This is a genomic window from Marinobacter pelagius (assembly GCF_900114925.1).
Lineage (GTDB): Bacteria > Pseudomonadota > Gammaproteobacteria > Pseudomonadales > Oleiphilaceae > Marinobacter > Marinobacter pelagius.
This window is the reverse complement of the sequence record NZ_FOUR01000008.1, coordinates 91,187-103,768: the sequence shown is the minus strand read 5'-3', so window position 1 is coordinate 103,768 and position 12,582 is coordinate 91,187. Positions and strand designations below refer to the sequence as shown.

Here is a 12,582-nt window from a genome sequence, read left to right as displayed (position 1 = left end):
GCTCCTTAGCCTTGTTCCTCGTCCAGAGACAGGGAACGAGGACGCTCGACCCATCCGCCCGAGCCATTCGGAACGATTTCAATCAGTTCGATGCGGGTTTCGCTGACACCAACAATCCGGCCATAATTCTGGCCCATGTAATTGCCGGAACGAACGCGGTGAATACCACCGGAGTTATCGCGAATAAGTGCGAACAGATTGCCTGTCGGCCCCTGAAGCGTGCCCACCATGCTGAGCTCTTTCAGATCAAAGTTCTCCAGCACCTCACGGGGCCGATCCAGATCCGGCTCGACGTCGCTGACAGGCTGGTCATCGACCATGGTCAGCTGAACGTCCACCGGTGGCTCGAATGGCGCACGCCGGTCCGCTGCCGAATAGGTAAACGCCTCATACGCCTTGAATTCCGGCAATGGCTCTACGTGCCCTCGGGGCTTGGCCCGGGTTTCTGCCATGAACTGATCCAGATCCGAAAAACCGCTTTCCTGGGTACAGGCCGTCAGCAAGGACACCAGACACACTCCCAGCCAGGCCTTACCTGCATGCTTTGCTGCCATGCTCACTCTCCAGCCCGGTAGCGGTAAGTACGAGCGACAACCTGCATATCAAGCTGCTCTCCATCTCCGCCTGTTGGTTTGATGGTTAAATCGTGCAGTGTCACGATCCGCGGGAGACTTGCAACACTGCTCACAAATGACGCCAGCTCGTGGTAGGTGCCGGAAACCCGGATATTGATGGGCAACTCAGCATAGAAATCACGCTGCTGCTCCGGTTGCAGTTTGATTTCCTGCAACGACAGCCCGCTGCCAAGAGCGGTGTTGGTGATATCCTCGAGCAGGCCGGGCACCTCGGTTTCACTGGGCAACTGACGCACCAGCGCGCCAAAGGTTTCCTCCATTTCGGCCATTTGCGCCTTGAACACATCCAGGTTGGCTACCTGATAGGCTTTCTCTTCGTATTTCTTGCGCAATTCCTGTTCGGTTTTCTGCACCCGTTCGAGCTGGGCATACTGATCCTTGACGAAAAACCAGTAACCGCCGCCGACGATCAGTCCGAACACGATCAGGGCAACAATGATCTTGACCGGTGTCGGCCAGATGCCGGCGTTGTTGAGGTCCAGATCATTGACGTCGAATTCATTCAGGCTTTTGAGAGAGTCCGCGAGGCTCATTACTTATCCTCCCCTTCGGGCTCGGGGGTTTTCTGTTTCACAGACAGGTTGAACTGGCTGTATCCGGCGCGGCGCTGGTCGGCAGCGGCAACATTGGAGAGGTTTGGATCGGCGAACCAGTCTGACTTCTCGAAATCGCGCATGAGGGTGGAAATCCGGCTGTTGGACTCGGCCATACCGACAATCTGGATGCTGTCGCCGGTTTTCTTCAGGTCCGTGTAGAAAAGACCGTCCGGGAGGGTTTTTACCAGTTCATCAAACACCCGAACAATCACCGGACGCTTGCCCTGGAGATCCTGGATAACCTGCATCCGCGCCAGCAGCTCGTCGCGCTTGCGCTTGAGGTTCTCGATTTCCTTGATCTGGGCATCCAGTTTCTTGGACGCTGTTTCTATGTAGGCGTTACGGGATTGCTGGTAGGCAATCCGGTTGTCCATGTCGGTTTTCCAGAGGAACACACTACCGGCGCCAATAATCGCTGCAGCCAGGATCATGACCACGAACTGCTTCTGCTTCTCGGCGCGCAGCTCTTCCCGCCAGGGTCTGAGGTTAATCTTTGCCATCAGTCGAAGCTCCTCATTGCCAGGCCACACGCAATCATCAGTGAGGGCGCATCATTGCTCAGTGCCGATGCGTTTACCCGGGACCCGACGGCCATATCGGCAAAGGGGTTTGCCACCAATGCAGGCGTTCCGGTCTTCTCCTCCACCATCTCGATCAGGCCCTGGATAGACGCGGTGCCACCGGCAAGTACGACATAATCCACTGCGTTATACTGACTGGCTCCGAAGAAGAACTGGAGGGCCCGGGCCACCTGCTGGACCACGGCTTCCCGGAACGGCGTCAGCACTTCGGATTCATAATCGTCAGGCAAGCCGCCCTGCTTCTTGGCCAGACCGGCCTCCTCAAGGGACAAGCCGTAGCGACGCTGAATTTCTTCGGTCAGCTGCTTGCCACCAAAAATCTGTTCGCGGGTATAGACGGTCGTCCCGCCAGCAAGCACGCTCAGCGTGGTCATGGTCGCACCGATATCGACGATGGCAACCACCAGCTCCTCACCCTGGGATTCAAGCTGAGGCTCGATCAGGGCGTAGGCACGCTCCAGCGCATAGGCTTCTACATCGACGATCTTGGTAGTAAGGCCGGCAATCTCAAGCGCGTCTTCCCGGATATCGACGTTTTCCTTCCGGCACGCCGCCAGCAAGACATCAACCTGATCGGGATTGGATTCTGATGGCCCCTGTACCTCGAAGTCGATCGCAACTTCATCCAGGGGATAAGGAATGTACTGGTCTGCCTCCAGGGCGATCTGGTCTTCCATCTCGAATTCATTGAGACCGCCGTCCATCTGGATCAGCTTGGTGATCACAGCAGAGCCGGAGACCGCAACCGCGACCTGTTTAAGGCTGGTACGGGACTTGGATGCGACGCGCTTAAGGACTTCTCCGACCGCCTCGACATCCGTGATGTTTTTTTCTACCACGGCGTTGGCCGGTAGTGGCTCCACCGCGTAGCTTTCAACCTTGTACCGGCCGCCCTGCTTCGACAGCTCCAGAAGTTTGACCGAGCTGGAACTTACATCCACGCCCAGCACTGCACTGGATTTCTTTCCGAACAATCCGAACACGCGCTCACCCTATACCTGGTTACATGCACCCGGTTAAATAACTTATGTGTTTTTTATGTAAGAGAATTTCTTCTGCTTTCCGTCTACAATGCCTGTTCTTCTTTTTTGAGATGCATTGCTTAACAGCGAAGTGAGTTACTCTTCCTAAAGCAATTTCTCAAATGATAGACCTATATCCAACAGTTGTCAGAAAAAAATGTCTCATTTGTTGCGTACATCTCGTCTTTTCGCCTGGCTGTTTCTAACCGGACTGAGTGTCGCCGTTATTACAGCGTCAGGCTTCTATCTTTACCTTCGTCCCGGGCTACCCCCCGTCGAGCAATTGCTGGACATCAAACTCCAGACGCCGCTGAGGGTCTACTCCAAGGACCACAGATTAATAGCAGAATTCGGGGAAAAGAGAAGGGCACCAATCACAATCGAACAGATCCCTACAATTCAGTTACAAGCCTTCATGGCGGCTGAAGACGCCCGGTTCTATGAACATTTCGGAGTCGATATCAAAGGCCTGATGCGGGCTGCAGTGCAATTGGTCTCCACCGGTGAAATCCAGTCCGGCGGCAGTACCATCACAATGCAGGTTGCAAAAAATTACTTTTTGTCACGGGATCGGACCTTTATACGGAAGTTCAATGAGATACTTCTGGCTCTTCAGATAGAGCGTGAGCTGGACAAGAATCGCATTTTCGAGCTGTACCTGAACAAGATCTACCTGGGCAACCGGGCCTACGGCATTGCCGCGGCGGCACAGGTTTACTACGACAAACCTGTCAATGAGCTGACACTGGCTCAGATGGCCATGCTGGCCGGCCTACCAAAGGCTCCCTCGGCCTATAACCCGCTGGCCAACCCGGAGCGCGCATTGATCCGCCGGAACTGGATCCTTGGGCGCATGCAGGAACTGGGCTACATCACCGCTGATGCCTATGACCTGGCAGTAAACGCCCCGCTGACCGCCAGCTATAACGCGACCGAAGCGGAAGTGGATGCCGACTATGTTGCGGAAATGGCGCGGGCCGAGATGGTGCGCCGATTTGGCGAGGACGCCTATACCGACGGCTACTCCGTCACCCTGACGGTGGAAGGTGACAAGCAACAGACGGCGACAGAAGCCCTGCGTGCCGGACTGGAAGCCTATGACCAGCGACATGGCTACCGGGGGCCGATCGGCCAGCTTGAACCTTCAGAGCTGCAGGAACGCGACGTAGCGGAACTGGCCAGCAATTACCCGCGGGTCGAGTCTCTTCTGCCCGCAATCGTCACCTCAGTCAGCGATGAGGAACAGCAGGCCCTCGTCCATGCCAGAGGTATAGGGCAAGCCGTCATGCCCTTCGAAACCATGACCTGGGCCAAACGCTACAAAACCGAGGACCTGGCCGGACCCGAGCCCAAGAAGCCTTCCGATGTGGTTGCGGTCGGTGACGTGATCTACGTGAAGCTGCAGAACCCGGCCATGATCGACCCGGAAGACACAGGCTCCGAAGAGCCTCGAATCACCCCGGTCAAGGTGGCCCTGAGCCAGGTACCGAGAGTTGAGGGCGCACTGATTTCCCTCAAAGCAGACACCGGCGCCATCGAGGCGCTCGCCGGTGGCTACAGCTTCAATCAGAGCAAATACAACCGGGCAACCCAGGCTGATCGCCAGCCCGGCTCCACCTTCAAGCCATTCCTGTACCTGACGGCACTCGAGAACGGCATGACTCCGGCGACCATCTACAATGATGCGCCGATCGTGTTCGAGGACTCAGAACTGGAAACCGCCTGGCGACCGGAAAACTCGTCAGGCCGCTTCGGTGGTCCGACCCGGCTTCGAGAGGCACTTTATAGCTCCAAGAACCTCGTTTCCGTCCGGCTGTTACGCGATGTCGGCATCAGGACCACGCTCGAGAACCTGGAACAGCTTCGCATCCCCGTCGATAACATGCCGGACAACCTGTCTCTGGCGCTCGGCAGTGGTCTGATCACCCCCATGCAACTGGCCCGCGCCCAGGCCGTTATCGCCAATGGCGGCTTCGATGTGGAACCCTACCTCATCGAGGAAATTCGGGACATGAACGGCGAGGTGGTCTACCAGGCTCCCAAGACCATCCTTTGCGAGGACAACTGCGACGACCTGGTCGCCAAAGAAGAGCTCGAAGAGACTCCCGAATCGCTGACAGACGCCAACCCGAAGGACCTGACCAGCGAGGGGCTGACAGACACCCGGGATGACCAATCGATTCGGCTCATGAAGCGGCTTGCCGACGAGCGCTCTGTCTATATCCTGCACTCGATGATGCAGGACGTGATCCGCCGCGGCACCGGCCGCCGGGCACAGGCCCTCGGTCGCAGCGACATCGCCGGCAAGACCGGAACCACGAACGAGCAGCGGGATACCTGGTTTGCCGGCTTCAACCACAAGGTTGCCACCACCGTATGGGTAGGCTTCGACCAGCCGGCGCCTCTGGGCCGCGGCGAGTACGGCGCCAGCACCGCCCTGCCGATCTGGATCGATTATATGCAGGTCGCCCTCAAGGACGCGCCACCAGCCGTGATGCCACGCCCGAACGGCATTGTGAACGTGCGCATCAATCCGGAGACCGGCGAACGGGCGCGCCCCGGGGAGGAAGGCATATTCGAACTGTTCAAGGAAGAGGAAGCGCCACCAGCACTGACAGCCGAGGACAGCAACGGTGGCGGCAGTGACAACGGTGGCAGTGACCTCTCCCGCCAACTGTTCTGACCCCTTTCCTTCAGGCACAAAAAAACCGGCGGGATCACCGCCGGTTTTTTTATATCCCGGGAACGATCAGATGATGTCGTCCATGGACTTGAGCGGGTAGTGGGCCGGATACGGGTTGCGGGCAACACCGGAATCCACGGCTGCACGGGCAACCGCCGCCGGAACCACTTCCAGCAGGCGCACATCCATCGGCTTCGGAATGATGTATTCCTTGCCGAACTCCAACTTGTCTACGCCGTAGGCTTCACAGATTTCCTGCGGTACCGGCTCTTTCGCCAGTTCGCGGATCGCGTTGACCGCAGCCACCTTCATTTCCTCGTTGATCGCGGTGGCACGAACGTCCAGCGCTCCACGGAAAATGAATGGGAAGCCCAGAACGTTGTTGACCTGGTTCGGGTAGTCGGAACGGCCGGTAGCCATGATGAGATCATCACGAACCGAGTTCGCCAGCTCGGGGCTGATTTCCGGATCAGGGTTAGAACAGGCGAACACGATCGGGTTCGGAGCCATTTTCTTCAGCTGCTCGGCTGACAGCAGATCCGGACCGGAGAGGCCAACAAACACGTCCGCACCATCAATGGCGTCGTCCAGTGTGCGCTTGTCGGTATCGTTTGCGAACATCGCCTTGTACTGGTTGAGATCGTCACGACCAGAGTGGATCACACCCTTACGGTCGAGCATGAAGATGTTCTCAGAGAGAATACCGCAGCTGATCAGCAGCTTCATGCAAGCGTTAGCGGCCGCACCGGCACCCAGGCACACCACTTTCGCCTCTTCAATTTTCTTGCCCTGCAGTTCAAGGGCATTAATCATGCCGGCTGCAGTCACGATTGCCGTACCGTGCTGGTCGTCATGGAAGACAGGCACGTTACATTTTTCGATCAGAGCTCGCTCAATCTCGAAGCACTCAGGTGCCTTGATGTCTTCGAGGTTGATACCACCAAACGTATCGGCGATACGCTCGACCGTTTCAATAAACGCCTGCGGGCTTTCGGAATTGACCTCTATATCAAAGACATCAATTCCGGCAAAGCGCTTGAACAGTACGCCCTTGCCTTCCATTACCGGCTTGCTCGCCAGCGGACCCAGGTTACCCAGACCAAGAATCGCGGAACCGTCAGAGATGACAGCCACCAGGTTGCCCTTGGCGGTGTACTTGTATGCGTTCTCCGGGTCCTTTGCGATCTCGCGGACCGGTTCGGCAACCCCGGGGCTATACGCCAGGGAAAGGTCGCGGGAGGTCTGGGTGGGCTTGGTGATTTCAACACTCAGCTTACCAGGCCGCGGCTTGGCGTGATATTCAAGGGCTGCTTCTTTCAGATCTTGAGACATTGCCACTGTTCCGTTTGTCACGTTTAAAGGTAATAAACCGCCGGAGCTTGCCCAGCGGAGCGCGCCATTATGGCCCGCCCGTCCCGAAACGACAAGTGGCAACAGCGCAATTTGTGATCAGTCAATAGGGCTAATTGCGTATATCGTAAATTACTACACACTAACAAATGGCCATAAAAAAAAGCGCCCGGAGGCGCTTTTTTTTGCGTGCAACAGTCGATATCAGGACTTGTTGCCACCGATACGGCCACCGAAACGCTTGTTGAAACGCTCGATACGACCGCCGGTGTCCATAACCTTCTGCTTGCCGGTGTAGAACGGGTGGCACTGGGAACAAACGTCCAGCTGCAGATCGTGGCCAACGGTAGAACGGGTCTTGATGACATTACCGCAGGAACAGGTGGCGGTAATCTCTTCGTACTTCGGGTGAATACCTTCTTTCATGGCGAACCTCTTTCGGTCATGCCGCTACCCGGTCACGGGGAATCAATCCCTGGCGCCTGGCACCGCATGTTTGAATCAAAGTGAAAGGCGAGGCACAATCATGCCCTGCCGAAAACAGACCGCGAATCATACTTGCAATCCCTGTAGCAGGCAAGCCTTAAGGGCGCTTCATTACCTGCTTCGCAGCCACGATACCACCAGGCTGCCGGGCCCGACCCCTAAGTGAAAACCACAACATCACCAAAATGGAGTCCCGAGTGCCCCGAACCGCACGAATTGCCCTCAACCGGCCACTACGGAGACTGTTCGATTACCTTGTCCCTGAAGGCATGCAGGTTACCCGGGGGCAAAGAGTGCAGATTCCGTTCGGGCGGCAACAGCTGACCGGCCTGGTGGTGGAAACAGATGTGGAGCCACCCGCAGGCATCACCCTGAAAACCATCAGCCATGCTCTTGAGGACTGGCAGGCGCTGCCACCGGAAACCTTTGAACTGCTTAGCTGGGCCAGCACCTATTACCAGCATCCACTCGGAGAATGCCTGTTCACCGCACTACCACCTGCCCTCCGACGGGGCCGGCCCGCACGGGAAAAAGAGGAAGATAGCTGGACGGCAAAAAGTTCGGGTAGTGAATTGCCGGCCAATGCCCACCGCCAGAAGGCCCTGCTGCAATGGATGAGCCAGCAACCGGGTCCTGCCAGTACCAGCGCCATCATCAAGGCCGGATTTACCCGCGCCCAGGTTACCGGCCTGGCCGGGAAGGAGCTGATCGAGAAAGCACAGCAAGATCATAACCAGGCAGGCGCACTGTTATCCCCGGACCTTCGACCGACCCTGACACCAGCACAGCAGAACGCGGCAAGCCAGCTTCCCGCAGGCCGGAAAGGCTTTGACGCCACCCTGCTGTACGGAATCACCGGCAGCGGTAAAACCGAGATCTACCTTCATTACCTCAAGGAACGCCTGACCGATACGGGCCAGGCGTTAGTGCTGGTGCCGGAGATCAACCTGACCCCGCAAACCGTTGCCCGTTTCCGACATTATTTCGGAGACCGCATCGTGGTGTGGCACTCGGCGCTGAATGACGGCGAACGGCTGAACACCTGGCTCAAGGTCCGCCGCGGCCAACCGGTCATCCTGATCGGCACCCGCTCCGCCGTGCTGCTGCCCTTTACCGGCCTTGAAACCATCATCGTTGACGAAGAGCACGACAGCTCCTACAAGCAGGGCGAGGGCTTCCGCTATTCAGGGCGGGACCTGGCGGTTTACCGGGCCCACCTTAACAAGTGCCCGATCATACTTGGCTCTGCCACCCCATCCCTGGAGTCCTACCACAATGCCAGACAGGACAAGTACCGGCTGGTGAAACTCGAAGAACGGGCGAAGAAGGCAGTACCGCCAACCCTCAGCCTGCTCGATATCCGCAGCCGTCCACTCGAGGGAGGCCTTTCCCGCCCTGCCCTGAACGCCATCCGGGACACCCTTGATCGGGGTGAGCAGGCCCTGGTGTTCGTGAACCGCCGAGGCTATGCCCCGGTCATGATGTGCTTTGATTGTGGCCACATGGTCGAATGCCCCCGCTGCGACACCCGGCTGACCTACCATCGCCGGGACCGTGCCATGCGCTGCCACCACTGCGACTACCAGGCCGCCGCCACCAGTCATTGCCCCAAGTGCCAGAGCGAGGCGTTCAAGCCGGTTGGCCAGGGTACCGAGCGGACCGAAGACACGCTGGCCGAAGCTTTTCCGGCCGTGCCGGTGGTTCGGGTCGACCGGGACAGCACCCAGAGAAAAGGCAGCATCCAGGCCATCCTGGACAAGGTGAACAGCGGCGCTCCCTGCGTGCTGGTGGGAACCCAGATGCTCGCCAAGGGCCACGACTTCCCGAATGTGACACTCGTGGTGGTGGTGAATGCCGACGGCGGACTGTTCAGCGTGGATTTCCGCGCACCCGAGCAGCTCATCCAGACCCTGCTCCAGGTCAGTGGCCGGGCCGGCCGTGGCAGCAAGGCCGGCAAGGTGCTGATCCAGACCTGCCACAGCGACCATCCGCTGCTCAAATCACTGTGCACGGAAAACTACCTGAGCATTGCCGACCAACTGATGGCAGAACGGGAGCAGGGCCAGTTCCCACCGTTCCGGCACATGGCCATCTTCCGCGCCGAAGCCGACACCATGCAGAACAGCCTGGAACTGCTGGACGCCATCAAACCCTCAGCCTCCGGCCCCGGCATCGAAACCTGGGGGCCCCTGCCCGCCCTGATCGCCCGCCGCGCCGACCGCCATCGCGCCCAGCTGGTACTGCTCAGCAACCAACGGGGGCGGCTCAACGCGGTTCTCGCCGGCATCTGCCAGCACCTGGATCAGCAGAAGCTACCGCCAAAGGTGAAATGGATGGTGGATGTGGATCCGCTGGAGATTGGGTAACAAGCCTGCCAGCCACGGTATCAGTCTGAATTTTTGGAGTTTTCGCGGCGGGAATGGACATCAGCGCAGACGATGCTAATATCAAGAATACATATTAACATTTCTTTATTTTCATTAATCGTCTAAGCCTTTTCCAGAAACTCTAATCGAGCACTAGGCTAAGCCAAACATAATTCAGGGAGATTCGTATGCGAGGGAGACACACCGTACTTGGTCTAACATTATCTGTGACTTTCTTGTTGGCCGCGTGCGGCGGCGAAGAATATTCCCAACCTCTGGCTCCGCAGGGGAATCCACCTTCCCCCCTATTCGAACCGTGGACCCCACCAACCAATACCCAGACTGAAACGGGCGATTCCGAGCAAGTAGTTTCACTGCCGATCAGCCCCGGCTTTTACGAGACGACTGTGACTGTTGAAGGTGGCGACACATTCGCGGGTGTTGCGACAATCATTGACCCAGACGGCAGTTTCGTCACTTTTATCTCACAGACAGACGCCACATTCGGCGTATTGGCAGGCACTGGGGAAAATCAGATTATTGGAGCCGGCACCAATATCTTTTATTCCGACACATGGAGCCAGGTTGACGGCTCCGTCAGCGGCCAGGCAGCAGACTCGGAATCTGCCACATTGAATGTCGAAGCACCAGAAACCGGCTATCAATCGGTGGTCGAAATCTCCAGAAACAACTCCATCAGCGATACGCCCATTTCTCTTGCGGAGCTATCCGGCTCATATCTGATGCAGGATACCGGGCTCGTCACAACCCAAATATCCATCGATTCGGACGGTGTTGTTACCGGCACTGACCAGCGCGGCTGCATCTTTAACGGTTTGGCAAACATTCCAGACGAATCCGTTAATGTTTTCCAGGTGCGATTCACCGCTGAGAACTGCGGTAGTGCTGGAGGCTCAAGCGCAGAACAGCGAAATGGAGACTACTCCGCATTGGGAACTTTCGGAGGCGACCAGGTTCTGGTCGTTGGAACCAACGGTGTAGTGGTCGCTTACTTCCGGGGACTCAAAAACTGAATTGGCAAAAAGCCCGGCCCCAGCGCCGGGCTTTTTGCTTACATCCAAACTTTCCGCGATAATACCCGCCTTCTGTTTCCATCGGGCTCCCTGCCCTGACACCCATTCTCCTGAAAACCGAGTCATCTGACAGCATGAAAGAGACCGTTTCCGAGCTGCTCCAGTCTGCGCTGGCGGCGCTGCAATCTGAAGGCACCCTGCCCGCGGACCAGACCTTTACCCCGCAAGTAGGCAACACCAAGGACAAGGCGCACGGCGATTACGCCTGCAACATTGCCCTGGTTGCTTCCAAGGCCGCAGGCTGCCCGCCACGCCAACTTGCCGAGGCTCTGGTTGACCGTTTGCCGGAGAGCAAGGCGGTGGCCAAGGTGGAGATTGCCGGGCCCGGCTTCATCAACTTTTTCATGAGCACGGCCAGTGCCTTCGAAATCGTGGAAGCCGTCCTGAACGAGAGGGACCGGTTCGGCCGCAATGACAGCGGCAAAGGCGAAAAGGTGCAGGTGGAATTTGTCTCCGCCAACCCCACCGGCCCACTCCACGTAGGACATGGTCGCGGCGCAGCGATTGGTGACAGCCTGTGCCGGCTTCTGGAAGCCAATGGTTACAACGTTACCCGCGAGTTCTACTACAACGATGCCGGCGCCCAGATCAACAACCTGGCGCTGTCTGTCCAGTCCCGCGCCAAGGGCCTGACCCCTGACGATGACAGCTGGCCGGCTGACGGTTACCGCGGCGACTACATTATTGATGTGGCCAAGTCCTACCTGGCGGGTGAGACCGTGACTGCCGACGACCGGGAAGTGACCGGCAAGGGCGACCCGGAAGATATGGATGCTATCCGGGAGTTTGCAGTGGCCTATCTGCGCCGGGAACAGGACCTGGACCTGAAGGCCTTCGGCGTGCACTTTGACGTCTATTTCCTGGAATCTTCCCTGTACGAGGACGGCAAGGTAGAAGCCACCGTCAAGCGCCTGCAGGAGAACGGCTATACCTATGAACAGGATGGCGCCATGTGGCTGCGCACCACCGAGTTCGGTGATGACAAGGACCGGGTGATGCGCAAGAAGGATGGCGGTTACACCTACTTCCTGCCGGATGTGGCCTACCATCTCGACAAATGGCAGCGGGGCTTTACTACCGTCATCAACGAACAGGGCGCAGACCACCACTCCACCGTCACCCGGGTCAGGGCCGGCCTTCAGGCACTCAAGGCCGATATCCCCCAGGGCTGGCCCGATTACGTGCTGCACCAGATGGTCATGGTGACCCGCTCCGGCCAGGAAGTGAAGATTTCCAAGCGTGCCGGCAGCTACGTGACCGTGCGCGACCTGATCGACGAAGTGGGCCGGGACGCCACCCGGTTCTTCCTGGCGGCGCGCCGGGTAGACTCCCAGTTGACCTTCGATATCGACCTGGCCCGCTCCCAGACCAATGAAAACCCGGTCTACTACATCCAGTATGCCCATGCCCGGATTTGCAGCGTACTGCGCAAACTGGCGGACGAAGGCGTTCACCGCGACCGCCATGAATGCGTGGGCGACCTGTCCATTCTGACCCTGGATGAGGAAAAGGACCTGGCCAACCAGCTGGCGAAATACCCGGAACTGGTTGCCAACGCCGCCGCCCAGCGCGAGCCGCACCACGTGGCCCACTACCTGCGCGAGCTGGCCGGGCAGTTCCACACCTATTACAACGCGCACAAGGTATTGATTGAAGATACCGCCCTGCGGGACGCACGCCTTAGCCTGTACCTCGCGGTTCGCCAGGTACTCGAAAACGGCCTGGACCTGCTGGGCGTCAGCGCACCGGAAGTGATGTAAGACAACCCA

Annotated in this window: 10 protein-coding genes; 4 read left to right on the top strand and 6 right to left on the bottom strand. The window is 58.0% G+C overall.

Annotated elements, in window-relative coordinates:
* Positions 1-5 precede the first annotated feature (5 nt).
* The 4 genes from BM254_RS15325 to BM254_RS15310 are packed head-to-tail and all read right to left on the bottom strand — an operon-like array spanning position 6 to position 2,795.
* Complete coding sequence (locus tag BM254_RS15325; protein WP_092005666.1) at positions 6-554, bottom strand: pilus assembly protein PilP; 549 nt, start codon at positions 552-554, stop codon at positions 6-8.
* A gap of 2 nt (positions 555-556) precedes the next feature.
* The gene (locus tag BM254_RS15320) at positions 557-1,168 is read right to left on the bottom strand and encodes a type IV pilus inner membrane component PilO (protein WP_092005663.1); all 612 of its coding nucleotides are present in this window, start codon (positions 1,166-1,168) and stop codon (positions 557-559) included.
* Positions 1,168-1,731, bottom strand: a complete 564-nt coding sequence (locus tag BM254_RS15315) for a PilN domain-containing protein (RefSeq protein ID WP_092005660.1) — start codon at positions 1,729-1,731, stop codon at positions 1,168-1,170. Before BM254_RS15315 ends, BM254_RS15320 begins: the two co-directional genes overlap by 1 nt.
* Entirely contained in the window at positions 1,731-2,795 is a 1,065-nt protein-coding gene (locus tag BM254_RS15310; protein WP_092005657.1) for a pilus assembly protein PilM, read from the bottom strand. The genes BM254_RS15315 and BM254_RS15310 overlap by 1 nt, the downstream gene beginning before the upstream one ends.
* A gap of 196 nt (positions 2,796-2,991) precedes the next feature.
* Between BM254_RS15310 and BM254_RS15305 the strand changes: the two genes are divergently transcribed.
* Positions 2,992-5,517 carry a penicillin-binding protein 1A gene (locus tag BM254_RS15305; RefSeq protein ID WP_092005654.1) on the top strand — a complete coding sequence of 842 codons (2,526 nt, stop codon included), beginning with the start codon at positions 2,992-2,994 and terminating at the stop codon, positions 5,515-5,517.
* Positions 5,518-5,583: 66 nt separating this feature from the next.
* Here BM254_RS15305 and BM254_RS15300 read toward each other — a convergent pair whose 3' ends face one another.
* Together BM254_RS15300 and rpmE are read right to left on the bottom strand one after the other, a co-directional pair.
* Positions 5,584-6,849, bottom strand: a complete 1,266-nt coding sequence (locus BM254_RS15300) for a malic enzyme-like NAD(P)-binding protein (RefSeq protein WP_092005651.1) — start codon at positions 6,847-6,849, stop codon at positions 5,584-5,586.
* Positions 6,850-7,071: 222 nt separating this feature from the next.
* Positions 7,072-7,293: a 50S ribosomal protein L31 gene (gene rpmE, locus BM254_RS15295; RefSeq protein WP_092005648.1), complete on the bottom strand. Its 222-nt coding sequence runs from the start codon at positions 7,291-7,293 to the stop codon at positions 7,072-7,074.
* A 245-nt stretch (positions 7,294-7,538) separates the two neighbouring features.
* Here rpmE and BM254_RS15290 point away from each other — a divergent pair, with 245 nt between their 5' ends.
* The 3 genes from BM254_RS15290 (at position 7,539) to argS (ending at position 12,573) form a co-directional block, all read left to right on the top strand.
* Entirely contained in the window at positions 7,539-9,719 is a 2,181-nt protein-coding gene (locus BM254_RS15290) for a primosomal protein N' (RefSeq protein WP_175497285.1), read from the top strand.
* Positions 9,720-10,126: 407 nt separating this feature from the next.
* Entirely contained in the window at positions 10,127-10,753 is a 627-nt protein-coding gene (locus BM254_RS15285) for a hypothetical protein (RefSeq protein ID WP_139227091.1), read from the top strand.
* 134 nt (positions 10,754-10,887) lie between these two features.
* Positions 10,888-12,573: an arginine--tRNA ligase gene (gene argS, locus BM254_RS15280; RefSeq protein ID WP_092005639.1), complete on the top strand. Its 1,686-nt coding sequence runs from the start codon at positions 10,888-10,890 to the stop codon at positions 12,571-12,573.
* Positions 12,574-12,582: the final 9 nt, after the last annotated feature.

Coding starts and splice junctions, on each gene's coding strand:
- BM254_RS15325 (WP_092005666.1), bottom strand. CDS start 554: ATGGCAGCAAAGCATGCAGGTAAGGCCTGGCTGGGAGTGTGTCTGGTG.
- BM254_RS15320 (WP_092005663.1), bottom strand. CDS start 1,168: ATGAGCCTCGCGGACTCTCTCAAAAGCCTGAATGAATTCGACGTCAAT.
- BM254_RS15315 (WP_092005660.1), bottom strand. CDS start 1,731: ATGGCAAAGATTAACCTCAGACCCTGGCGGGAAGAGCTGCGCGCCGAG.
- BM254_RS15305 (WP_092005654.1), top strand. CDS start 2,992: ATGTCTCATTTGTTGCGTACATCTCGTCTTTTCGCCTGGCTGTTTCTA.
- BM254_RS15300 (WP_092005651.1), bottom strand. CDS start 6,849: ATGTCTCAAGATCTGAAAGAAGCAGCCCTTGAATATCACGCCAAGCCG.
- rpmE (WP_092005648.1), bottom strand. CDS start 7,293: ATGAAAGAAGGTATTCACCCGAAGTACGAAGAGATTACCGCCACCTGT.
- BM254_RS15290 (WP_175497285.1), top strand. CDS start 7,539: ATGGAGTCCCGAGTGCCCCGAACCGCACGAATTGCCCTCAACCGGCCA.
- argS (WP_092005639.1), top strand. CDS start 10,888: ATGAAAGAGACCGTTTCCGAGCTGCTCCAGTCTGCGCTGGCGGCGCTG.